The following is a 21,748-nucleotide window of genomic DNA, read 5'->3' as shown; positions in this document are numbered from 1 at the left end:
TCGTCCTCAGCCGTTGATCGCCGCGACGATCTTCTTGGCCGCATCGTCCAAGTCGTCAGCCGCCGTGATCGCGAGACCCGACTCGTTCAGGATCTTCTTGCCGAGCTCGACATTGGTGCCCTCAAGGCGCACGACGAGCGGAACCTTGAGACCGACTTCCTTGACCGCGGCAATCACGCCCTCGGCGATGACATCGCATTTCATGATGCCGCCGAAGATGTTGACGAGAATACCTTCGACCTTGGGGTCCGCGGTGATGATCTTGAAAGCCGCTGCCACCTTCTCCTTGCCGGCGCCGCCGCCGACGTCGCAGAAGTTGGCCGGCTCCTTGCCGTAAAGCTTGATGATATCCATGGTCGCCATGGCAAGGCCGGCGCCGTTGACCATGCAGCCGATATTGCCGTCGAGCGCGACATAGGCGAGGTCCCACTTCGAGGCCTCGATTTCCTTGGCATCTTCTTCGGTCTCGTCGCGCAGCGTCTTGACGTCGTCGTGACGGAAAAGCGCGTTGCCATCGAAAGACATCTTGGCATCGAGGACGCGCAGATGGCCATCCTTCATGACGATCAGCGGATTGACTTCCAGGAGAGCCATGTCCTTTTCGCCGAAAGCCTTGTAGAGCGCCGGGAAGAGCGCCTTCGCATCTTCGGCGGCAGCGCCGTCAAGCTGAAGCGCCTTGGAGATCGCGGCAACGTCGGCAGCCGTCACGCCGGCTTCCGGATCGATGGCGATCGTCTGGATCTTTTCGGGTGTGTCGTGGGCGACGGCTTCGATGTCCATGCCGCCTTCGGTCGATACGACGAAGGCAACCCGGCCGACCGAGCGGTCGACCAGCAGCGAGCAATAGAGCTCGCGGGCGATGTCGGCGCCGTCTTCGATGTAAAGGCGGTTGACCTGCTTGCCGGCTTCGCCGGTCTGCGCGGTCACCAGCGTGTTTCCGAGCATTTCCTTGGCGTGGGAAACGACTTCCTCGATCGACTTGGCGAGGCGAACGCCGCCCTTGGCATCCGGACCGAGTTCCTTGAACTTGCCCTTGCCGCGGCCGCCGGCATGGATCTGGCTCTTGACCACGTAAAGCGGACCGGGAAGCGACTTGGCGGCAGCCTCGGCTTCTTCGACCTTGAGAATGGCCACACCCTCGGCAACCGGCGCGCCATAGCCCTTCAGCAGAGCCTTGGCCTGATATTCATGAATGTTCATGGGTCTATCCCTGTTTCGATTACTTCAGCGCCGATTACTTGAGGGCAGGCGCGATGTTGATGCAGGCCTCGCAGAGACCGGCGACGGCGCCGACGGACTTGTCGAAGGCTTCCTTCTCGGTCTTGTTGAGGTCGATCTCGATGATGCGCTCGACGCCGCCGGCGCCGATGACGGTGGGAACGCCGACATACATGTCCTTGACGCCGTACTGGCCGGTGAGATGGGCCGCGCAGGGCAGAACGCGCTTCTTGTCCTTGAGGTAGGATTCGGCCATCTCGATCGCCGAGGCGGCCGGCGCATAATAGGCCGAGCCGGTCTTCAGCAGGCCGACGATTTCGGCGCCGCCGTCACGGGTGCGCTGGATGATTTCTTCGAGGCGTTCCTTGGTGACCCAGCCCATGGTGACGAGATCGGTGAGCGGAATGCCACCGACCGTCGAGTAGCGGGCGAGCGGCACCATCGTGTCGCCATGACCACCGAGCACGAAGGCCGTGACATCCTGGACGGAGACGTTGAATTCCTTGGCTAGGAAAAGACGGAAACGCGAGGAGTCGAGAACGCCGGCCATGCCGACGACCTTGTTGGCCGGAAGGCCGGAGAATTTCTGCAGCGCCCAGACCATGGCGTCGAGCGGGTTGGTGATGCAGATCACGAAGGCGTTCGGCGCATACTTCTTGATGCCGGCACCGACCTGCTCCATGACCTTGAGGTTGATGCCGAGAAGGTCGTCGCGGCTCATGCCAGGCTTGCGCGGAACACCGGCAGTGACGATGCAGACGTCAGCGCCCTCAATCGCCGAATAGTCGCTGGCGCCGGTCAGATTGGCATCGAAGCCTTCGACCGGAGAGGACTGTGCGATGTCGAGGCCCTTGCCCTGGGGAATACCGTCCGCGATGTCGAACAGGACGATGTCGCCCAGTTCCTTCAGGCCGGCGAGGTGCGCCAGCGTGCCACCAATCATGCCAGAACCAATGAGTGCGATCTTGTTACGCGCCATTTCGCTGTTTCCTTTGCGATCAAATTCGTCGGACGGACGCAACAAGGCACCGCCCAATGACGCAATCGCATAGACCCAAAGCCAAAAAATGGCAATCCATTAATTTTGATGCAGCGTTTTCAATCGTTTAGATACAAAAATTCTTACGTAAACGTAAGACGTTTCGTCACCGGATTGTTACTCGGCGGCGCGTTTCTCATGGTGCAGCGCAAGATATTCTGCACTGCGCATCTCGAAAAGCCGCGACGTCGTGCGGTCGAATTCGAAACCTTCGGTACCCTTGCGGTGCACCAATAGTTCCTCCGGCATCGCCGCCGCGGAGATGTAAAGCCGCACGGCATGATCGTAGAGCGTATCGACCAGAATGATGAACCGTTTGATCTGGTTCCGCTTTTCCGGCCCGAGCAACGGAATGTGATCGACGAAGACCATATCGAAGCGTTCGGCGATTGCCAGAAAGTCGGCTGCTCCGAGCGGCTTGTCACAAAGATCGGTGAAGGAAAACCGCGCCATCCGGTCGACGGCGAACGGCACATGGATGTGGCGCCCCTTCATCGGGATATCCAGCGGCTGCGCCTTGCGCCCATGCAGCGCCTGCGTCCAGGACGCATCCATCGCCATGTCATTATGCTCGTTGATCGGCACCAGATAGACCGGCTGGCTGTTCAGCTTCTCCATCCGGTAATCGGTGGGCGAATCCAGCGTTACGACATCGACATGCTGCTTGAGTAAGGTGACGAAAGGCAGGAAGAGGCCGCGATTGAGGCCATCCTTATAGAGATTGTCGGGCTCGACGTTCGAGGTCGCGACCAGCACGCATCCGCGTGCGAAAAGCTCGGAGAACAGCCGCGACAGGATCATCGCATCGGCGATATCCGTGACCGTGAACTCGTCGAAGCAGAGAAGCTCGGCTTCCTCGTAAAGCGCGGCGGCGACGGGCGGCATCGGATCGGCCTGCTTCGTCTCGCCATTCTTGAGCTTCAGCCGGTGCGCGGCGATGCGGTTATGCACATCCGCCATGAATTCGTGGAAATGCGCCCGGCGCTTCTTCCTGCACGGCGCCATCGAGAAGAACATGTCCATCAGCATGGTCTTGCCGCGCCCGACGCTGCCGTGGATGTAAAGCCCCTTGTGGCCGTCGACGGATTTCTTCTTGGCGGCAAACAGCCAGCCAAGCGCGCTCGATTTTGCCGCCGGCCGCCGTTGCTTGAGCCCGGCAAGCACCCGGTCGAGGCTCTTTGCCACGTCCATCTGTGCGGAATCGACCTGAAGTGCCCCCGATGCTGTCAGCGCTTTAAGCTGTTCGCAGACGCTGAGCGCATAATCCGGCATTGGTTGCATGAGGGCATATCCGCCTGTCAGTCGTCGCAGCAGAGCTGCCGGAACATTTACCGGCTGAGGCTGATCGGCTGACCCGTGTTCGTCTGTCCGTCAAAGCGGTTGTCGGCCGTCTTGTAGACGCTGCCGATCTGGTTGCCCGAACGGTCCTTGAGCAGCACCTGCTTGCCGGAAACTTCCCAGGACCCCATTGCCGTCAGCTCGCCGACGCAGCCGCGGGTACCGCCGCGCGAACCGCTGCCGAGATTGGTCAGCGTCAGGAACATGTCGCAGCCGCCGTTGACGCGCCAGCTTCCGACCATCGATTCCTTGGTGACATCAAGCGCATTCGCCGCCATTGCGCCAGGCTGAGCGCCCGGCATCGGCGCCGTCGCCGTCGGCGCGGCCGGAAACTGCGAACTTCCGGTCGGTGGCGGAAGCTGCCCGCCCTGTACCGAGGGCACCGGCTGCGCCGTCAGCGGCGCCGGCGCGGCACTGGCGTTGTTGGAGCTGTAATCATATGCCGTACGCTGACAACCGGCTAGCGCGAGAGCCACCACCAGACCTGTCATCGCATATCGCAACTGCATCATCATACTCCTGAATTCGGCTATCGCCGTAGAGAAACGGGCGTGAGACAAGTCCGATTATCGTAATTCGCTTTGGTTAATCAAGTCGGGCTGCACAAATTGCCCGTGACAACAACTAACCGAAAAACGATACAGTTCAACTGTCCCGCTGCAAAACTTCCTGCACATAGAATTTGTCAGCAAGGTGTTGCGCGCGTTCATCTCTGTCAGGATGCCTGTCGAACTCGCGCAATGTCTCGGAAGAGCGCTCCAGCGAACTCAAGAGAATTGCACCATCACCATGATGCGAATGCCCTGTTCGTGCACAGATGCAAAGCCGCGACCTGATCTCTGTGACGGCTTCGGGATCGAAGCCGTCTATTCCGTCGTGGCATGCACGCTGATCAAACCCGGCGCTCGACCATCATCTTCTTGATTTCGGCGATCGCCTTGGCCGGGTTGAGGCCCTTCGGGCAGGTCTGCGCACAGTTCATGATCGTGTGGCAGCGATAGAGACGGAACGGATCCTCGAGATTGTCGAGGCGTTCGCCGGTCGCCTCGTCTCTGGAATCGATCAGCCAGCGATAGGCCTGCAACAAAACGGCCGGACCGAGATAACGGTCGCCATTCCACCAGTAGCTCGGACAGGAGGTCGAGCAGCAGGCGCAGAGGATGCATTCATACAGGCCGTCGAGCTTCTGCCGGTCCTCGTGGCTCTGCTTCCATTCCTTGGCCGGCGCCGGCGACACCGTCTTCAGCCACGGCTCGATCGAACGATGCTGGGCATAGAAGTTGGTGAGGTCGGGAACCAGATCCTTGACGACGGGTAGATGCGGCAGCGGATAGATCTTCACCGCACCCTTGATATCGTCGAGGCCCTTGGTGCAGGCGAGCGTGTTGGTGCCGTCGATATTCATCGCGCAGGATCCGCAGATGCCCTCGCGACAGGAACGGCGCAGCGTCAGCGTCGGGTCGATCTTGTTCTTGATGTAGAGCAGACCGTCGAGCACCATCGGCCCGCAATCGTCGACATCGATGTAGAACGTATCGATCGACGGGTTCTGGCCGTCATCCGGGCTCCAGCGATAGACGCGAAACTCGCGGGTGTTCTTGGCACCCGCCGGCTTCGGCCAGACCTTGCCTTCGCGCATCTGAGAATTCTTGGGGAGAGCGAGTTCAACCATAGCAGGTTCCTCTTGAGATCAGTACACGCGAGCCTTCGGCGCGATCTTCTGCGGATCGATGCCTTCGGCGATGAGCTCGGTGTGAACCGGCCGGTAGTCGAGTTTCACGTCGCCTGCCTCGTTGACCCAGGCGAGCGTGTGCTTGCGCCAGTTGACGTCGTCGCGGCCGGCGAATGCACCCTCGGTATAGTCCTCGCGCGCATGCGAACCACGGCTCTCCTTGCGGGCCTCGGCGCCGTAGATCGTCGTGATGGCGTTGGCCATCAGGTTCTGCAGCTCGAGTGTTTCCACGAGATCGGAGTTCCAGATCATCGAACGGTCGGTGACCTTCAGATCGCCCATTTCCTGCCAGATCGCCGAAATGCGCCGGCAACCGGATTCCAGCGATTCCTGCGTGCGGAAGACGGCGGCGTCTTCCTGCATGGCGCGCTGCATCTTCTCGCGCAGTTCCGCCGTCGGCGTGGCGCCGCTGGCGTGGCGCAGACCGTCGAAGCGGTCCATGATCCTGTCGCAGGCTGCGACGTTGAGATGCGGGACCGGCGCTGCGCGGTCGATCACCTCGCCGGCGCGGATCGCAGCGGCGCGGCCGAAGACCACGAGGTCGATCAGCGAGTTGGAGCCGAGGCGGTTGGCGCCGTGCACCGAAGCGCAGCCGGCTTCACCCACGGCCATCAGGCCGGGGATGATCCGTTCCGGATTGGCGCTGTCGGCGTTCAGCACTTCGCCCCAATAATTCGTCGGAATGCCGCCCATATTGTAATGAACGGTCGGCAGAACCGGGATCGGCTCGCGCGTGACGTCGACGCCAGCGAAGATCTTGGCGCTCTCGGAAATCCCCGGCAGGCGTTCATGCAGAACGGCCGGATCGAGATGGTCGAGATGCAGGAAGATGTGGTCCTTGTTCTTGCCGACGCCCCGGCCCTCGCGGATCTCAAGCGTCATGCAGCGCGAAACGACGTCGCGCGAGGCAAGGTCCTTGGCCGAAGGCGCGTAACGCTCCATGAAGCGCTCACCCTCGGAGTTGACGAGGTAACCGCCTTCGCCGCGGGCGCCTTCGGTGATCAGACAGCCCGAACCATAGATGCCGGTCGGGTGGAACTGCACGAATTCCATATCCTGCAGCGGCAGGCCGGCACGCGCCACCATGCCGCCGCCGTCGCCGGTGCAGGTGTGGGCCGACGTTGCCGAGAAATAGGCGCGGCCGTAACCGCCGGTCGCCAGCACCACCATCTTGGCGGCGAAGCGATGGATCGTGCCGTCGTCGAGGCACCAGGCGACGACGCCGGTGCAGCGGCTGCCGTCTTCCGACATGATCAGGTCGAGCGCGAAATACTCGATGAAGAATTCGGCATTGTTGCGCAGCGACTGACCGTAGAGCGTATGCAGGATGGCGTGGCCGGTACGGTCGGCAACGGCGCAGGTGCGCTGGACCGGCGGGCCTTCGCCGTAATTCTGCATGTGGCCGCCGAACGGGCGCTGGTAGATCTTGCCTTCCTCGTTGCGCGAGAACGGCACGCCGTAATGCTCGAGCTCATAGACCGCCTTCGGCGCTTCCATGGTGAGATACTGCATGGCGTCGACGTCGCCGAGCCAGTCGGAACCCTTGACGGTGTCGTAGAGGTGCCACTGCCAGCTGTCCGGCGTCATGTTGCGCAGCGAGGCGGCGATGCCGCCCTGGGCCGCGACCGTGTGCGAACGGGTCGGGAATACTTTGGTGATGCACGCCGTGCGAAAACCCTGCTCGGCCATCCCCAGCGTGGCGCGCAAGCCGGCGCCGCCGGCGCCGACGACGATCACGTCGTAGGAGTGATCGACATACTTGTAGGCCTTGCCATTCTGGGCGGGTGAAGTCGGTGCCATATCAAGCTTATCCTACGAATGCGATTTTCAGAATGGCGAAGAGACAGAGGCCGGCGATCAGGATTGCAAAGAACGTGTTCAGCATCAGCAGCGCGATCTTGCCGAACTCACCGTGCACGTAATCCTCGATGATGACCTGCATGCCGAGTTTCATGTGGATGACGCCGGAGATCACCATCAGCCCCATGACAACAGCGACGAAGGGGTTCGACAGCGCGCGAACCACATCCGCATAAGGCGCGCCGGCATAGACGAGCATGAAGATGAGAAAGAAGAGGATGAGCGGAACATTGGCGACGGCCGTCAGCCGCTGGCGCCAGAAATGGTCCGTGCCGTCCTTGGCGGAGCCGAGCCCGCGAACCTTGCCGAGGGGGGTGCGCATATCCATGAGAGGACCTTCAGAAGCGAATGAGGAAGCCGATCACCCAGACCAGCACGGTCAGACAGAGCGACCCGATGATGTTGGCGATGGCGAGCTTGGTCGAGAATTCCTTCCCGAAACCGTAACCGAGATCCCACATGAAGTGGCGAAAGCCGCCGAGCATGTGGTGCAGCAGCGCCCAGGTGTAACCGAGAAGCACGAGCTTGCCGAGAAGGCTGCCAAGCACCCAGTTGGCCCAGTCATAGGAGCCCTGGCCGCTTGCCGCCGCGATCAGCCACCAGGCGACGAGCAGCGTGCCGACGTAGAGCGCGCCACCGGTAATGCGGTGGACGATGGACATGATCATGGTGGGAATAGGTTTGTAAATCTGCAGATGCGGCGATAGGGGCCGGTTATTTGTCACGTTCGCCATCAGAACCTCGCGGCGGCTTCTCTGCGCTCCCGGATTTCGGAGCATGCTCAGTCAACCACACGAATGACAAAATTCTCTGTGTGCGTTGCATCAATTGCGACGTTTAATCACCGGAAACGCCGACGACAAGCACAATCGCTGTCTGCTTTTAATTTAATCGATTCGCGTTACCGGGAAGTTTGCAGGCTAAAGAAACTGGTCTCCTCCGCTCAAATTTGATGCCGATGCTCGGACCTGAATGGACAAGCTTCGGCTTTTGGCGCAATCTGGCGTTAACGATTTGTTAAGGATCGGAATTCCGGAGGCCGGCCACCCATGTTTCGCAGTTTGTCCGCAGTCACCCTGCTTGCCCTGTCCGCACTTGCCGCTTTGCCCGCCGAAGCCGGCGACCGCCGCAGCGATCATCGCTTTCCCGGCCATCGCCACGCTGTCCACGGCGGATTGTTCCTCGGCGAACGTGTCGGCTGGCGCGATCGCGGCATCCGTTTCGACAATGCCTATCGGTATCGCAACCGCAAAGAGCGGATGCCGTTCCTGAAACAGTTTTCATCGCCGGCGACAAATCGCATCGCCCGCAGCAATCTCATCTTCGTCCTGCCCCAAGCGCAGGGTGGCGACAGCGGCGGCACCTATGCCGGCTCTTCCTATGCCTATCAGGTCGATGGCGGAACCTATGTCGGCGGCGACGGCTATGGTTTCTATCCGGCCCCGCGGCCTGAACAGCTGGCGCCGAAGGCGAAGGTCATCGACGTCGCCGTGCAGGACGATCCCTGCGCCTACGAGGCCAATGTCTGCATCATCCGGCCTTAATGCATGTCGCCCAAAAGTGTACAGCGGTTTTGGGACAACGACATGCATAAAACAATGACTTAAAGCGCGTCGCATGATTCCGATTTGACGCGACGCGCTTTAGAGCCTTTCCCTGGTCAGCTTTGCTGACAGGAATATGAAGATGACGAACGCCGGCGGCTCAAATTTGCCCGGCCCCACTCTTTCGCGACGCGGCTACGTCAATACGGATGGCGCACATCGGCGGGAGATTCTTGTCCTCAAACGTCGCCCGCCGTGGCGTTCCGCTATCCGGCATCCAAGCATCCCAGGCTCTGTTCATTTCCTCGAATGAGGCAAGGTCGCTGAGCCAAATGTTGGCGAGAATGATCTCCGCCTTATCGGTCCCTTCGCGCAGCAGCATGTCATCGATGCGCTCCAGTATTTCGTTGGTTTGCGCCATCACGCTCGCTCCTCTCGTCAGGTTTGCGACCTGACCGGGCAGATAGGCGGCATCTGCGAGGAGAGTTTCGTCAACTTTGGCTTGCCCCATCATCGTATTCGCGACTTCCATGAATGCTTGAGATTGGGCCGTTCGACCCTTCATTGGAATCACTGTGGGGCTTGGCTGGCCATTCCGGTAGAGGGAATTAAGTTGAGCCGATATAATAGAAGCTGAACGCTCCTAAAGCCTTCCTGGTCAGATTGAAGCATTCTGTTGGCTCAAGGCTTTAGCTGGACAAAATGGCCGTATGCCGCGAAATGAAGTCCACAAGATAGCGCGCGCCCTCGGCCGTCTCGGACTGAGCATAGAGACCGATCTCGATGCGCACCGGCCCGGGCAGATCCGCCGATTTGTCAAGCGTCCGGCAGCCCTCCGGTTTCGTGTTGAGCATCATCGGTGCGATACCGATACCGACGCGAACCGCGGTCGCCATGGCCACCAGCGTCGATGCGACGCACGCCGTCTTCCACTTGATGTTCCGCTGAGACAGAGCGGCAATCGTCGGGAGCGTCCAGGGACACTCCTCCTCGAACATAATGATGGGAAGCGGTTTTTCCGCATCCGCCACAAAGTCGGATCTGACCGTCCACATCAAATATTCGGTCCAGATCAGGGTCGGTTTTCGCGAGAGGCAGGTGATGTCGCAAACCACGAGATCCAGCTTCCTGTCTTCAAACAGGCTGGCGAGGCGGCGATTCGGCTCGACGATGATATCGATCTCGACCTTCGGGTTCTGGGCTCTGAAGTCGCTAAGAATGTCGATCAGGTGGCCGGCTGCGAAGTCCTCAACGACGCCGAGGCGGATGCGGTCCTCGATCATCTTGCCTGTCAGCCTTTTCTCGACCTCGTCGCTGAGGGCGACCATTTCGCGGGCATAAGCCAGCATGATCTGCCCATGGCTCGTGAGCTCGAGGCCTTTTGACGAACGCGAAAACAGCGTAACGCCGACAAGCTCCTCCAGCTTGCGGATCTGCATGCTCACCGCCGCCTGCGTTCTGTTCAGCTTGGCGGCTGCTCCATTGACGGTGCCGATCTCCGCGACGGTCAGAAATGCACGAAGCAGATAGGAATCAAGATCAAGCATCTGGAGCCGCATTCCATACTTTGTGGCGCTCGAGAGCCGAGGGCCTCTCTGCCGATAAGCGGATATTGGACGAACCATGTTCTTCCGGCAACCGGCGATCCTTTGCCCGGGGCGCAGCGCAAGCTGCGTCCCGTCAATGCCAGCTTATCGCGCGAAGAGGACGCATGCCTCCGGCGGAATGGAAACGCTGATCTCCTGCCCGCGAGCGAAGGCTATGTCTGGACGGTTAGGGCAAGCCGAGATTATGCGGTCACCGCTGACGAGGTCCAGAACGATATGCCTGAACGCACCGAGTGTCACAACGTCGGCAACGCGTCCGGGCATGGCCGCGGCTCCCGGAGCGCCGGACGATATCTCGACGCTTTCCGGCCTCACGCAAATCTCGGCGGCACCGGAAAGGCTTCCCGTGGACGCGACCGGAAACTCCCAGCCGGATTCGGAGCGAAATTTGCGCGCCGATCCGCCCGCTGCCAAAATCGAGCCGTGAATCCAATTCGTCCGTCCCATGAAATCCGCGACGAAACGCGAGTCTGGACGCCAATACACATCATCCGGCCTGCCGGATTGCATGATTGCTCCACGGTTCATCACGAATATGCGCTCTCCCAGGCTCATCGCCTCTTCCTGGTCGTGGGTTACCACGATTGCGGTCGAGCCGACCGCGGCGAGCACATCCTTTAATTCAGTGCGCAACTCATGCCGAAGCTTGGCGTCGAGGGCCGACAAGGGCTCATCCAGAAGAACAAGGCTCGGATGGGTGGCAAGCGCCCGCGCCAGCGCAACACGCTGCTGCTGGCCGCCGCTCAACTGGTGCGGCCGCCGCTGTCCGAAACCGACGAGCCGGACGAGCTCAAGCATCTCGGCAATGCGGCGAGGTATTTGCTCCGGCGGATGGTTGCGATGGCGAAGTCCGTAGCCGATGTTCTGTTCGACGGTCATATGCGGGAAAAGAGCGTAATGCTGGAACAGCAGCCCGACATTGCGCTCATAGGGTTTCAATCCGGCCATCGGCTCGCCGTCGATCAAGATCGAGCCTTTGTCGGGCCGCTCGAATCCGGCAATGAGCCGAAGAATGGTGGTCTTGCCGCAGCCGCTTGGTCCGAGCAGTGCGATTGTTTCACCTGGATTCACCGAGAAGGAGATATTACCGAGGGCGACGGTTTCGCCGAAGCGCTTGCTGACCCCTTGAAATTCCACGGCAGAAATCATCGTATTGTCCTCAAGAACGAAACAAACCCTGGCCGACGACAGTGTCGAAGCCGACGACCCGGTCCAGCACGACGATCAGCAACGCGGTGACGGCAATCAGGACCACGGCCGCCGCAGCGATCGTCAGGTCGAAAGCCGCCCGCATGTTGCTGACCAGCGTAACAGGCAAGGTCGTTGCGGACGGATCGCTCAGAAAGAGACTGATCGATACGTCATCTATCGAAATGGCGAAGGCGAAGATCGCCCCGGTGACGACGCCCGTCCGCATAAGCGGCAGGGTAATGGTCCAGAAGGCCTGGCGCTCGGTGGCGCCGAGAACCATTGCGGCTTCCGTCAATCGTTGATCGCTGCCGAGAAGGCTGGCGAGACTGGTCCTTATGCAATAGGGCAACGTCACGATCACGTGGCCGAGGAGCAGGCGCGCCATACCATTCGTGATGCCGGCCTTGGAAAGAAAAAGCAGCAGGCCGAATCCAATGACGACGGGCGGGACGATGAGTGGCGAGAGAAAGGCCGAAGTCAGGGCCGCCTTTCCTGGAAAATTGCCACGGGCAAGCCCAACAGCCGCCGCAGTTCCAATCGTGACGGACAGAACCGTCGTGAGCACCGCCAAGATGAGGCTGGTGCGTAGGCTGGTAAGGATATCCGCCTGGGAAACCAGCCGTTCGAACCAGTGAAGCGACAAGGCAGGTGGCGGCATTGGACCAAGGTAGGTCCTGGCGTCAAAAGCCATGATGCATGTTATCACCAACGGGATGGCGAGGAACGCCAATCCAAGGCCGATGACACCGTAGGCAAGGGAAACGGCGATCCGGTCTCCGGTTCGCGCTGCAAGAGACTGTCTGCTCATCGGGAAACCTTCCAGGCCTGCGCAAACGTTATGACAGCGACCACCGCCAACGCCGCCGCAAGCATGACGAGTGAGATCGCCGCGCCGCTCGGATAGTTGGCGATATCGCTGAACCGGGTGTAGATGACGTTCGATATGAAAAGCACCCGGCCCCTCCCGAGCACCTTGGGAATGACGAAGGCGCTGATCGCGAAAGTCAGCGAGACAAGCGTGCTTGAGATCAGAGCCGGGAAGCTCAGGGGAAGCGTGATCGACAGATGGGCTTTCCATCCCGGCGCGCCGAGCGACTGGGCTGCATCGAGCAGACGCGGATCGATCGATTGCATCGCGCCAATCAGCGTCAGCGTTGCGACCGGTATGATCGAGTGAACCAGACCCGCAGTCACGACGATATTGATATATTCGCGGCTGTTTGGCGAAAGGCCAAGTGTCAAGAGGAAGGGGCGGAAGATGCCGACCGACCCGAAGGTCAGTTCGATCGCATAGGTCTTGATCAGGACGCTGGAGAGAACAAGCGTAATCAAAAAGCCGAGAGTGAGCGCCCGCATCCGCGGGGGAATGCGCCGTACGATGAAGTAGGCCAGCGGGAATGCCACGAGCTGGCCGATGATCGCGGCAGCTCCACCGATCCAGAAAGTCGTCAGCAGGACGCTCGCAAACGCCTGGTTTGCAAGCTCGTAGTAGTTTTGAACTGTCGCCGCGGCATTTTCAACGGAACCGACGCGCCCCGGCGTAAACTCCTTGAAGCTTTCGATTGCCAGATTGACTAATGGCGACAGAAAACCGAAGGCGAATACTAGGACGGCTGGTCCGAGCGTCAGGGCGACATCTCGGCGATCAGGAATAGAAATGGCAACGGGTTGCCGCATTGCTTTGGTCATGGTGGAACAGCCTTTTCCTCGCCCTTGCGGGGCATGAGAAAGGGAGGTTATCGAAGCCCGCGCCGCGCCTTCGATAACCTGCCCGGAGGTGCTTTAGAGCAACGGGGCGATGTCCTGTTCCCAGCGTTTCGACCAGGCATCCTGCTGTTCGAGAACGACATTGTAGTCTGGCACATAGACGAAGCTCGAAAACTCGTCCGACGTGAAGGACAGATGCTTGAGATTGTCGGGCGTGACCGCCTTGCTGTTCAACGGCGCTTCGCCCGCCACCTTGGCGTAGAGCGAGTTCATGTCCGGGCTGATCGCGAAGTTGACGAAATCGAGCGTTGCCTTGGTGTTCGGCCTATTCTTCAGCACGCCGAAACCGCTCTGGTAGAGGAAGGCCTTGAAGTTACTGTCCTTGGTGAAACGCGTAACCGGGAAGTTCTTCGCCACGGCCGCCCAGCCGGGCTCAGCGAAGAAGCCGACGGAGGTCTCGCCCGACGTCAACGAATTGGTGAAATCGATATCGGTGATGGCGACGCGGCCGATATTGCCGGATTTCGCCAGTTCCGTCATGAGCTTCCACCCGGGTTCCATATTCGTTTCACTGCCGCCGGCGTGAAGGGCGAGCGCGACGATCTGGAGCATCATGCTCTGTGTCGGGCCTGGCCAGCAGATCGCCCCCTTAAGATCGGGGCTCAGCAGATCATCGATGGTCTTCACAGCGATCGGAGCCGTGTCGGTTCGGGCGCCGAAATACATGCCGCCAACGGCGCGTGGGACCGCTTTGATATTCCCCCTGCCGTCCCGAATGATGATTTTCTCGGGAATATTCGCAAGGTTGGGAACATCGGCAGGATTGATGGTCTCGAGCCAATCCTCCTTCACCATGCTGTTGAATGAGCCCTCCCAGCCGGCGACGTAGTCGTAGTCGACATTCGGCCAGACGGCCTTGATCTTTGGCAGGATCGCGCCCGCGCCGCCCTGATGGAGAACCCAGTTGAACGTCGCCGCATTCTGGTCGGCGGCAATCTGCTTCATGGCCTCGACGACATCGCCGCCCCATTCAACGGCGGTCAGATTGCCGCTGCCGGCTGCGGCGGATCTCGCAAACCCGGTCATCGTGCCGGCAATCCCCGCGGCAGCGGCGGATCCGAGGAAGCGGCGGCGTGTCATATCGTGCAACATGGTAGGTTCCCTTTGTTGTCGGCCCTCTGCCGGACCGTTCGTATCGGAGACTGCTGGGAGGTTGCCGACCGCGGTAGTGGGAAAATTCTCGCCGGGTTATAAAGTTTTCTGAACGTACCGATGAACGCACGACCCGCATCGCGGCGCCTCGGCGGATCCGAGCTATCAGCAATCGTTATATCCCCTCTCGAATTTTCGCGGTTCCAAGAGAAGCGTGCGGCGCTGATGATGATGGCAGCATCAATACGTGGGAGCCTGCCTTGACCATTGATCGGGATTTTCTGGAAAACTTGAGAAAGCGCTTCGGCAGCGCCGCAGGCGGGGAGATGGAAGATCCGCACTTCCGCGCCGTGGCGGCGAGCGTATTCAAGGACGGCGACAGCCGCAAATGGCCCTTTGCCGATCCTGCGACCTTTCTGGACGCCCGTTTCATCGAGAATGGCTTGCGGCCCGAGGTGCTTGAGGCGCTTGACGTGGCTCTGATCGGTGTGCCGATGGACCTCGGCGTCACCAATCGCGCCGGCGCGCGGCTGGGGCCGCGGGCCGTCCGGGCGATCGAGCGTGTCGGCCCCTACGAGCATGTTCTGCGTGTCGCGCCGATGGGAGGGTTAAAAGTCGCCGATGTCGGCGACGTGCCGATGCGCAGCCGGTTCGACCTGGCCGAATGCCATGCCGACATCGAGGCCTGCTACCGGATGATCGCGGCAACCGGGGTCATCCCGCTGTCGGTCGGCGGCGACCATTCGATCTCCGGCGCCATTCTCAAGGGCCTGGCGGCCAGCGAGCCCGTAGGCATGATCCACATCGACGCTCATTGCGACACCGCAGGTCCCTATGAGGGCTCCAAGTTCCATCACGGCGCGCCGTTCCGCGAGGCGGTTCTGGCCGGTGTGCTCGATCCGAAGCGGACGATCCAGATCGGCATCCGCGGCGGCGGCGAATATCTCTGGGAGTTCTCCTTTGCCTCCGGCATGACCGTCATCCACGCGGAAGAGGTGGCGGAGATGGGCCTCAAGGCCGTGATCGCAAAGGCTCTGGAGGTTGTCGGCGCCGGTCCGACCTATCTCAGTTTCGACGTGGACAGCCTCGATCCGGCCTTCGCTCCGGGAACCGGCACGCCGGAAGTGGGCGGGCTTCAGCCGAGGGAGGCCTTGACCCTGCTGCGCGGCTTCAAAGGCATCAACCTCGTCGGCGGCGACGTCGTGGAAATCGCGCCGCAATACGACAACACCACCAACACCGCGCAGATCGCCGCGCAGGTCCTGTTCGAACTCCTGTGCCTCGCGTTGTTCAGTCCCGCGGTCAGGACAAACATGACCTGAGAACCAGCTTCACACCGGCAGCGTGCCTCGTGTCCGCTGCCATCCATCACCTGTCGCACAACACGTCTCAAAAAAGGGGAACGACATGACTGCTCTTATGAAATTGCGCTACGCCGCCACCGCGGCAATTGCCGTATTCGGCATCCTGGCAGGGGCCGCACAGGCTGACGAACTTGCCGATATCAAAGCCGCAGGCGAGATCAACATCGGCATCTTCTCCGATTTCCCGCCCTTCTCTTCGGCAAGCGCCGATATGAGCATCAAAGGCTATGACGTCGACGTCGCCCAGAAGATCGCCGACGGGCTCGGCGTGAAACTCAATCTCGTGAGCGTGACTGGTCAGAACAGGATCGCCTACCTGAACGACGACCGCGTCGATCTGCTGATGAGCGTCGGCTATTCGAAGGAGCGTGCCAAGGTTATCGATTTTGCAGCCCCGTACGCCCCCTACTATATCGCCGTCATCGGTCCGGCTGCGCTGAAGGTGAGCGGCAAGGAAGACCTTGCCGACAAGACCGTTGCCGTCAATCGTGGGACGCTCGAAGACACCTCGCTGACGGCCGCCGCCCCCGGCTCGGCTGCGATCCAGCGTTTCGAGAACTACAATTCGGTCATCCAGGCTTTCATATCCGGCCAGACCCAGTTGATGGTCGTCGGCAACGATGTCGGTGCGCAGGTTCTGGCACGACAGGACGAACTGAAGCCGGAGCAGAAATTCCAGCTCCTCAGCTCGCCCTCGCATATCGCGCTCCGCAAGGGCGAGGAGGGCCTGAAGAAGGCCGTCAATGACAGCGTCGCCGCAATGATCGCCGATGGTTCACTCGACGCAAGCTCGAAAAGCTGGCTGAAAGCACCGCTCAACCCTGAAAACCTGAAGGACTGACGAGGCGGTCTCCCACCCACCAGAGCATGATGTCGAAAACCGCAAGCGATTCCGGCGGCATCATGCTCCAATTCTTTGGTTGAGAGGCGGATCCAGATTTCGGGCCGACCCAACCCAGATCATCCGGCTCCAAAGGACAAGCGATGAGATACAGCCTCGATTTCAATTGGCTATGGGACGGAATGGGCGCTCTGGCTTATGGCGCGGGCACGACGCTTGCACTGACGGCCTCCACATCGGTCCTCGGGATCGTTCTCAGCGTTCTCGGCGCGGCCGCGCGCCGGGGACCTTATCCATGGTTGCGCAAGGCCGTCGGCCTGTATGTGGAAGTCATGCGCAATACGCCATTCCTGGTGCAGCTGTTCTTCATCTTCTTTGGCTTGCCCAGCCTCGGCATTCGCCTTGATCCGATCTCTGCCGCAGTTCTTGCCATGACCCTCAACATGGCGGCCTACACGATCGAGGTGGTCGGGGCCGGGCTCGATGCCATACCGAGAGGCCAGAAGGAGGCGGCACAGGCACTCGGCCTCAGACCTCGGCTGGTGTTCTTCAAGATCATTCTGCCGCAAGCGCTCGCCATCATTTTTCCGGCGCTGACGAGCCAGATCATCATCATGATGCTGGAATCGGCGGTGGTTTCGCAAATATCCGTCCGCGAGCTGGCGCAGGAGGCCGATCTGCTTCAGTCGCGCACCTTCCGCTCCTTCGAGACCTATCTGGTGGCGACGTTGATCTACCTTTCGATGTCCGCCGCACTTCGCCGGCTTCTTTTCGCCGGGAAACGCCGTTTTCTGGGAGCCGGTCTGGCATGATTGAGTTCACCTTCTGGGACATTCTGCGCAATCTTGTCTTCGCAACACGCTGGACCCTGCTGCTTTCGCTCGCAGCCTTTGCCGGCGGCGCCATCGTTGGCCTGGCGATCCTCTCTGCACGGATATCGAAAACGCGCTGGTCGCGCAGCTTCGCGTCCGGCTACATTGCCCTGTTTCAGGGAACGCCGCTCCTGATGCAGCTCTTTCTGATGTTCTTCGGCCTGCCGATGCTGGGTTTCCGCATCGAGTCATGGACTGCCGCCGTCTGCGGCCTGACGTTCTATGCCAGCGCCTATCTTGCCGAAATCTGGCGGAGCGGCGTCGAGGCGGTGCCGCGCGGACAATGGGACGCAGCAGCCAGCCTGGGCCTGCACCGTCTCCTCGAACTTCGCCTTGTCATCCTGCCGCAGGCTTTCCGGATCACGCGCGCGCCGACCGTCGGGTTCTTGGTCCAGTTGATCAAGAGCACCGCACTGGCCTCGATCCTCGGCTTCGAAGAACTGCTGAAGACCGCAAACGCCATCAACAACGCGACCTTCGAACCTTTCAAGGTCTACGGTCTCGTCGCCGTGATCTTCTTCGCCCTGTGCTATCCGCTGACGCAATACGCCAGAATTCTGGAGAAAAAGGCGGCGTTTGGCTGAGCGGTGCCGAGTTGCCCCGCATTCCGATCGCAACGGAGTGTCCAAAGGGCCGATGCCGGTTGAAAAGCTGGTGCGCCGCGCAGCGGCGACGCGGCCTCGTTCAATCACACAGAACTCGCTTTATCCAGCAGTCAGAACTCACTGAGAGATCGCTTCAATGACCGACACACAAATCCGTATTCTCGATGCCCGGACAACGGGCGAGCTTCTGCCTTTCGACGCGCTGGTTGCGACTTTGCGGCAAGCATTTGCCGAAGGCTGTGTTGTGCCGGTACGGCATCACCACACGATAGCCAATAGCGGCGAGCCGGATGCGACGCTGCTTCTGATGCCGGCCTGGCATGAAACGCACCGGTCGGAGCGCTACCTTGGCATCAAGATCGTTACCGTCTTTCCCGGAAACACGGCGCGCGGCATTCCCGGTTTGACCTCGACCTATATGCTCTATGATGGCCGGACCGGGATGCAGCTTGCGCTCCTTGACGGCAACACGATCACGGCGCGCCGTACGGTGGCGGCATCGGCCCTTGCCGCGGATTATCTCGCTCGAAAGGACGCGCACCGTCTGCTGGTGATCGGCGCAGGCCGCGTCGCGAGCCTCATACCCGATGCCTACCGCGCCGTCCGGCCGATCGCGCATGTCGATATCTGGGATATCGATCCCGCCAGCGCGGAACGGCTGGCGCAGAGCCTCCGGCAACGCGGCCTCCAGGCCACCGCCGTCACGGATCTGGAAGCCGCGACGCGGCAAGCCGATATCGTCAGCGCAGCGACGCTGGCGACCGCACCGCTTATCCGAGGCGAATGGCTGAAGCCGGGCACCCATGTCGATCTGATCGGCGGCTTCACGCCGGCGATGCGCGAGGCCGATGACGAAGCGCTTCGGCGCTCCTCGGTCTATATCGACACGCACGAAGCCCTTCACGAAGCAGGCGATCTGGTTCAGCCGATCAGGGCTGGCGTCATGTCTACAGATGCAGTGCGTGCGACACTTGACGAGCTGTGCCGCCGGGATATTCCGGTGCGGACGTCCAACGACGAGATCACTCTCTACAAGGCAGTCGGAACGGCGTTGGCTGATCTTGCCGCCGCGACGATGGTCTATGAAGCCGCCTTGATCGCCGGCTGACGTCTTTTGGTCCGGGCGATGCCCAGCGAAAAGAAGATGGCTGATCGAGGCATCGAGGACTTTGACTCGAACAAAAGCCTCTGATTGAGGCTCCATCATCGTTTCACCGGGCTGCTCCTACGGTCCACTCGATCGCTAGAGGTCAGCGACGTGTAGATGCATCCGGGTAAATGCGATTAAGCTTTCGATGTGGTGGGCGACAGCTCGGCGAGTTTCCTCGACGTCGCCCCGGTCGATCGCCTCGATGATAACGAGGTGTTCCGTGGAGTCCGGCTTCAGGCGATCTTTCAGGCGGTCGATTTCGAAGAGACGCGTGGTCGCCCGAAGCTCCCGTAGTACCTTGGCCATTACCGCGTTGCCGCAATGATCGATGATCATATTATGGAGATTGTCGTCCGAGAACCAATGGGCGTCTGTGTGATACGCCGTGGCGTCCAGAAGGTCGTGGATTTCCTGCCGGACGCTCATCAAAAGTCGTCGCGGAATAGCGTTTATCGACAGTACTGCTGCTTCAGGTTCGATCAACAACCTCAGTTTCAAGCTTTGAAGATACTCGCCGACATCCACCTGTCGCACGACGTAGTTTCGGCCGTCGCCCTTGCGAACCAGGCCTTCGCCCTCCAACCTCTGCAGCGCTTCCCGCAGCGGCGTCCTCGAAATCCCAAGTGTCTCGGCAAGCCTTGCCTCAACGATGACATGCCCGCCTTTCAGCCGGCGATGCCGGATCATGTCGGACACGGCCTTGTAGGTCAGCGATGCAAGATTATGCTGCCCTTTCTCCGCAATTTTCCGACCCGAGGCCTCTAAGGCGTCTGTCACCGTTTGCCATTTCCTTGTTCTTTAGGTCGTTGGCCGCTCGACGCGGCATCGTGCTTTCCTTACGCGATCACTTGTTACATATGATAGCCGATTTGGAAAAGGACTGGAACGAGTGCAGATGGACGATGGTCTGAATGAAGTTGGCGACTCCAGCCTTGCTGACGAAACCTACCGTTCCCTGCTGGCCGATATTCTATCAGCCAGGCTCGCGGGGGGATCGGTCGTCCAGCAACGTCGCCTGGCGACCAAACATGCTGTTTCGCGTTCTCCTATGCGTCACGCGCTGGGACGTCTCGAAGGGGAAGGACTTCTTGTCAGAAACGAAAAAGGCGTTCTCTCGGTCAGGGTCATCAGTCTCAAGGACTACCTTGACAGCCTCACCATGAGGATGCTGCTCGAACCAACTGCGGCCGCGCTCGCCAGTCCCCACGTTTCGCGACTTGAACTGGACGCTTTGACAGGGATGCTTGACGAGATCGAGGACGACCCCGAACCTGACCCTGAGGTAGTCTGGGCGTTTGACGATGCGCTTCACAACTATATCGCAAGCGAGAGCCGCAACCCCTTTATGGCAACCACGATCGCGGAGATGCGGCGCTACACAACGATCTTCGAGCGACAGCTGCCTGTCGTACGCGCGAAGCCGGGCGTGCGAGAACATCGAGCGATCCTGCTTGCCTTGGCCTCCAGCGATGCCGAGGCGGCTCGCCAAGCCATGACCGATCATCTCGAAGTCGTACGTCAGGGCGTCCTAGCAAACTACTGAATCGATGAATTGAGAATGCACTTGCATCAACGGTGAACTTTTGTATAAAAGTGGGATCCCACTTGAATGCAAGGTTGGGATCCAACGATAAAGAACCGAACTCCAGAGGCTCTCCATGCTCCGTTCACACTTCTCTCGCAGCATTCTTTCCGCGTCCTTCCTGTCGATCACAGCGTCTTTTGCCTTCGCTCAATCCTGCGAACCAAAAGTGGCGGCAGGCGAGTTGATCAAGCCCGGCACGCTCGTCATGTCGACCAATCCAACGCTTCCGCCGCTCCAATTCATCGACTCCACGGGTGATCTGAAGGGCATGCGCATCGACCTCGGCAAAGAGATCGCCAAGCGCCTTTGCCTTGAGCCCGAATATGTCCGCATCGAATTCTCCGCGATGGTTCCGGGCCTGCAGGCTGGCCGCTGGGACATGATCAATACGGGCATTTTCTTCACCGAAGAACGCGCCAAGATCATGCAGATGATCCCCTATGAAGATCAGGCCATCAGCATCTCCGTGGCACCAGATTCGAAGAAAAACGTCGCCGCAAAAGATGATCTGGCCGGCATGACGATCGGTGTCGAAATTGGTGGTTTCGAGGAAACAAAGACACGCCTTCTCGACAAGGAACTGCGTGACGCTGGCAAAGAAGGCTTGACCATCCAGACGTTCGATAATTTCGCCCTGGCCTACCAGGCTCTGCGGGCGGGCCAGGTGCAGGGTGTCGTGTCGATCGACGCCGTCGCCAAGGAGTACGATTCTCGCGGGGACTTCAAACGGGCAATCAGTGGCCTCTACCCCGCTCCGGTTTCTGTCGCATTCAAAAGCCCGGCTTTGGCTGATGCCGTGTCTGCGACGTTGAAAGACATGAAGGCGGATGGATCTCTGAAGGCGCTCTTTGACAAATACGGTCTGCCGATGGTCGCGGGTGACTATTCGGTCAAAGGCCCCGGTCGCTGAACTGATTTCAAAGATCGTTTAGAGATGAGGCGG

Annotated in this window: 23 protein-coding genes; 8 read left to right on the top strand and 15 right to left on the bottom strand. The window is 60.1% G+C overall.

The window, feature by feature from the left end; all coding sequences use genetic code 11:
* Positions 1 to 6: 6 nt before the first annotated feature.
* The 8 genes from sucC to sdhC form a co-directional block, all read right to left on the bottom strand.
* The gene (sucC, locus tag FHT69_RS22070; RefSeq protein WP_063473781.1) at positions 7 to 1,200 is read right to left on the bottom strand and encodes an ADP-forming succinate--CoA ligase subunit beta; all 1,194 of its coding nucleotides are present in this window, start codon (positions 1,198 to 1,200) and stop codon (positions 7 to 9) included.
* 34 nt (positions 1,201 to 1,234) lie between these two features.
* Complete coding sequence (mdh, locus tag FHT69_RS22065; protein WP_007822364.1) at positions 1,235 to 2,197, bottom strand: malate dehydrogenase; 963 nt, start codon at positions 2,195 to 2,197, stop codon at positions 1,235 to 1,237.
* A 177-nt stretch (positions 2,198 to 2,374) separates the two neighbouring features.
* Positions 2,375 to 3,538, bottom strand: a complete 1,164-nt coding sequence (gene zapE / locus FHT69_RS22060) for a cell division protein ZapE (protein ID WP_183905962.1) — start codon at positions 3,536 to 3,538, stop codon at positions 2,375 to 2,377.
* 47 nt (positions 3,539 to 3,585) lie between these two features.
* Positions 3,586 to 4,104, bottom strand: coding sequence for a protease inhibitor Inh/omp19 family protein (locus FHT69_RS22055; RefSeq protein ID WP_183905961.1), 519 nt, complete (start codon positions 4,102 to 4,104; stop codon positions 3,586 to 3,588).
* A gap of 383 nt (positions 4,105 to 4,487) precedes the next feature.
* Positions 4,488 to 5,267, bottom strand: a complete 780-nt coding sequence (locus tag FHT69_RS22050) for a succinate dehydrogenase iron-sulfur subunit (protein ID WP_003567268.1) — start codon at positions 5,265 to 5,267, stop codon at positions 4,488 to 4,490.
* An 18-nt stretch (positions 5,268 to 5,285) separates the two neighbouring features.
* Positions 5,286 to 7,127, bottom strand: coding sequence for a succinate dehydrogenase flavoprotein subunit (gene sdhA / locus FHT69_RS22045; RefSeq protein ID WP_047615587.1), 1,842 nt, complete (start codon positions 7,125 to 7,127; stop codon positions 5,286 to 5,288).
* A gap of 7 nt (positions 7,128 to 7,134) precedes the next feature.
* Positions 7,135 to 7,515 carry a succinate dehydrogenase, hydrophobic membrane anchor protein gene (gene sdhD / locus FHT69_RS22040; protein ID WP_047615588.1) on the bottom strand — a complete coding sequence of 127 codons (381 nt, stop codon included), beginning with the start codon at positions 7,513 to 7,515 and terminating at the stop codon, positions 7,135 to 7,137.
* Between the two features lie 10 nt (positions 7,516 to 7,525).
* Positions 7,526 to 7,921: a succinate dehydrogenase, cytochrome b556 subunit gene (sdhC, locus tag FHT69_RS22035; protein WP_047616030.1), complete on the bottom strand. Its 396-nt coding sequence runs from the start codon at positions 7,919 to 7,921 to the stop codon at positions 7,526 to 7,528.
* Between the two features lie 315 nt (positions 7,922 to 8,236).
* Here sdhC and FHT69_RS22030 point away from each other — a divergent pair, with 315 nt between their 5' ends.
* Positions 8,237 to 8,731 carry a hypothetical protein gene (locus tag FHT69_RS22030; protein ID WP_047615589.1) on the top strand — a complete coding sequence of 165 codons (495 nt, stop codon included), beginning with the start codon at positions 8,237 to 8,239 and terminating at the stop codon, positions 8,729 to 8,731.
* A 160-nt stretch (positions 8,732 to 8,891) separates the two neighbouring features.
* Here FHT69_RS22030 and FHT69_RS22025 read toward each other — a convergent pair whose 3' ends face one another.
* The 6 genes from FHT69_RS22025 to FHT69_RS22000 all read right to left on the bottom strand — a co-directional run bounded on the left by FHT69_RS22025 (position 8,892) and on the right by FHT69_RS22000 (position 14,388).
* Positions 8,892 to 9,245: a RidA family protein gene (locus FHT69_RS22025; RefSeq protein ID WP_047616031.1), complete on the bottom strand. Its 354-nt coding sequence runs from the start codon at positions 9,243 to 9,245 to the stop codon at positions 8,892 to 8,894.
* A gap of 175 nt (positions 9,246 to 9,420) precedes the next feature.
* Positions 9,421 to 10,290: a LysR family transcriptional regulator gene (locus FHT69_RS22020; RefSeq protein ID WP_183905960.1), complete on the bottom strand. Its 870-nt coding sequence runs from the start codon at positions 10,288 to 10,290 to the stop codon at positions 9,421 to 9,423.
* A 132-nt stretch (positions 10,291 to 10,422) separates the two neighbouring features.
* Complete coding sequence (locus FHT69_RS22015; protein ID WP_183905959.1) at positions 10,423 to 11,487, bottom strand: ABC transporter ATP-binding protein; 1,065 nt, start codon at positions 11,485 to 11,487, stop codon at positions 10,423 to 10,425.
* A gap of 10 nt (positions 11,488 to 11,497) precedes the next feature.
* Positions 11,498 to 12,337, bottom strand: a complete 840-nt coding sequence (locus FHT69_RS22010; protein WP_047615593.1) for an ABC transporter permease — start codon at positions 12,335 to 12,337, stop codon at positions 11,498 to 11,500.
* Positions 12,334 to 13,218, bottom strand: a complete 885-nt coding sequence (locus tag FHT69_RS22005) for an ABC transporter permease (protein WP_183905958.1) — start codon at positions 13,216 to 13,218, stop codon at positions 12,334 to 12,336. Before FHT69_RS22005 ends, FHT69_RS22010 begins: the two co-directional genes overlap by 4 nt.
* 93 nt (positions 13,219 to 13,311) lie before the next feature.
* On the bottom strand, positions 13,312 to 14,388 hold the full coding sequence (locus FHT69_RS22000; protein WP_183905957.1) for an extracellular solute-binding protein: 1,077 nt from the start codon (positions 14,386 to 14,388) through the stop codon (positions 13,312 to 13,314).
* 260 nt (positions 14,389 to 14,648) lie between these two features.
* Between FHT69_RS22000 and speB the strand changes: the two genes are divergently transcribed.
* The 5 genes from speB (at position 14,649) to FHT69_RS21975 (ending at position 19,178) form a co-directional block, all read left to right on the top strand.
* Positions 14,649 to 15,710 (top strand): agmatinase, encoded by a 1,062-nt coding sequence (gene speB / locus FHT69_RS21995; protein WP_183905956.1) that lies wholly within the window; start codon positions 14,649 to 14,651, stop codon positions 15,708 to 15,710.
* Between the two features lie 85 nt (positions 15,711 to 15,795).
* A complete protein-coding gene (locus tag FHT69_RS21990) occupies positions 15,796 to 16,593 on the top strand; it encodes a transporter substrate-binding domain-containing protein (protein ID WP_183905955.1) in 798 nt (265 codons plus the stop codon).
* A 143-nt stretch (positions 16,594 to 16,736) separates the two neighbouring features.
* Entirely contained in the window at positions 16,737 to 17,405 is a 669-nt protein-coding gene (locus FHT69_RS21985; protein ID WP_063473787.1) for an amino acid ABC transporter permease, read from the top strand.
* Positions 17,402 to 18,049, top strand: a complete 648-nt coding sequence (locus tag FHT69_RS21980; RefSeq protein ID WP_063473788.1) for an amino acid ABC transporter permease — start codon at positions 17,402 to 17,404, stop codon at positions 18,047 to 18,049. Before FHT69_RS21985 ends, FHT69_RS21980 begins: the two co-directional genes overlap by 4 nt.
* A 157-nt stretch (positions 18,050 to 18,206) precedes the next feature.
* Complete coding sequence (locus FHT69_RS21975) at positions 18,207 to 19,178, top strand: ornithine cyclodeaminase family protein (protein WP_183905954.1); 972 nt, start codon at positions 18,207 to 18,209, stop codon at positions 19,176 to 19,178.
* A gap of 135 nt (positions 19,179 to 19,313) precedes the next feature.
* Here the strand turns inward: FHT69_RS21975 and FHT69_RS21970 are convergent, their stop codons facing one another.
* Entirely contained in the window at positions 19,314 to 19,997 is a 684-nt protein-coding gene (locus FHT69_RS21970; RefSeq protein ID WP_063473790.1) for a GntR family transcriptional regulator, read from the bottom strand.
* A 112-nt stretch (positions 19,998 to 20,109) separates the two neighbouring features.
* Between FHT69_RS21970 and FHT69_RS21965 the strand changes: the two genes are divergently transcribed.
* Together FHT69_RS21965 and FHT69_RS21960 are read left to right on the top strand one after the other, a co-directional pair.
* On the top strand, positions 20,110 to 20,763 hold the full coding sequence (locus FHT69_RS21965) for a GntR family transcriptional regulator (RefSeq protein ID WP_183905953.1): 654 nt from the start codon (positions 20,110 to 20,112) through the stop codon (positions 20,761 to 20,763).
* Positions 20,764 to 20,878: 115 nt separating this feature from the next.
* Positions 20,879 to 21,715: an ABC transporter substrate-binding protein gene (locus tag FHT69_RS21960; RefSeq protein WP_063473792.1), complete on the top strand. Its 837-nt coding sequence runs from the start codon at positions 20,879 to 20,881 to the stop codon at positions 21,713 to 21,715.
* Positions 21,716 to 21,748 lie beyond the last annotated feature (33 nt).

This window comes from Rhizobium sp. BK008 (assembly GCF_014197345.1).
GTDB classification, from domain to species: Bacteria; Pseudomonadota; Alphaproteobacteria; order Rhizobiales; family Rhizobiaceae; genus Rhizobium; species Rhizobium anhuiense.
The sequence above is the reverse complement of the archived record's forward strand: the minus strand, read 5'-3'. Positions and strand labels throughout refer to the sequence as shown.

Coding starts and splice junctions, on each gene's coding strand:
- sucC (WP_063473781.1), bottom strand. CDS start 1,200: ATGAACATTCATGAATATCAGGCCAAGGCTCTGCTGAAGGGCTATGGC.
- mdh (WP_007822364.1), bottom strand. CDS start 2,197: ATGGCGCGTAACAAGATCGCACTCATTGGTTCTGGCATGATTGGTGGC.
- zapE (WP_183905962.1), bottom strand. CDS start 3,538: ATGCAACCAATGCCGGATTATGCGCTCAGCGTCTGCGAACAGCTTAAA.
- FHT69_RS22055 (WP_183905961.1), bottom strand. CDS start 4,104: ATGCAGTTGCGATATGCGATGACAGGTCTGGTGGTGGCTCTCGCGCTA.
- FHT69_RS22050 (WP_003567268.1), bottom strand. CDS start 5,267: ATGGTTGAACTCGCTCTCCCCAAGAATTCTCAGATGCGCGAAGGCAAG.
- sdhA (WP_047615587.1), bottom strand. CDS start 7,127: ATGGCACCGACTTCACCCGCCCAGAATGGCAAGGCCTACAAGTATGTC.
- sdhD (WP_047615588.1), bottom strand. CDS start 7,515: ATGGATATGCGCACCCCCCTCGGCAAGGTTCGCGGGCTCGGCTCCGCC.
- sdhC (WP_047616030.1), bottom strand. CDS start 7,921: ATGGCGAACGTGACAAATAACCGGCCCCTATCGCCGCATCTGCAGATT.
- FHT69_RS22030 (WP_047615589.1), top strand. CDS start 8,237: ATGTTTCGCAGTTTGTCCGCAGTCACCCTGCTTGCCCTGTCCGCACTT.
- FHT69_RS22025 (WP_047616031.1), bottom strand. CDS start 9,245: ATGATGGGGCAAGCCAAAGTTGACGAAACTCTCCTCGCAGATGCCGCC.
- FHT69_RS22020 (WP_183905960.1), bottom strand. CDS start 10,290: ATGCGGCTCCAGATGCTTGATCTTGATTCCTATCTGCTTCGTGCATTT.
- FHT69_RS22015 (WP_183905959.1), bottom strand. CDS start 11,487: ATGATTTCTGCCGTGGAATTTCAAGGGGTCAGCAAGCGCTTCGGCGAA.
- FHT69_RS22010 (WP_047615593.1), bottom strand. CDS start 12,337: ATGAGCAGACAGTCTCTTGCAGCGCGAACCGGAGACCGGATCGCCGTT.
- FHT69_RS22005 (WP_183905958.1), bottom strand. CDS start 13,218: ATGACCAAAGCAATGCGGCAACCCGTTGCCATTTCTATTCCTGATCGC.
- FHT69_RS22000 (WP_183905957.1), bottom strand. CDS start 14,388: ATGTTGCACGATATGACACGCCGCCGCTTCCTCGGATCCGCCGCTGCC.
- FHT69_RS21990 (WP_183905955.1), top strand. CDS start 15,796: ATGACTGCTCTTATGAAATTGCGCTACGCCGCCACCGCGGCAATTGCC.
- FHT69_RS21985 (WP_063473787.1), top strand. CDS start 16,737: ATGAGATACAGCCTCGATTTCAATTGGCTATGGGACGGAATGGGCGCT.
- FHT69_RS21980 (WP_063473788.1), top strand. CDS start 17,402: ATGATTGAGTTCACCTTCTGGGACATTCTGCGCAATCTTGTCTTCGCA.
- FHT69_RS21975 (WP_183905954.1), top strand. CDS start 18,207: ATGACCGACACACAAATCCGTATTCTCGATGCCCGGACAACGGGCGAG.
- FHT69_RS21960 (WP_063473792.1), top strand. CDS start 20,879: ATGCTCCGTTCACACTTCTCTCGCAGCATTCTTTCCGCGTCCTTCCTG.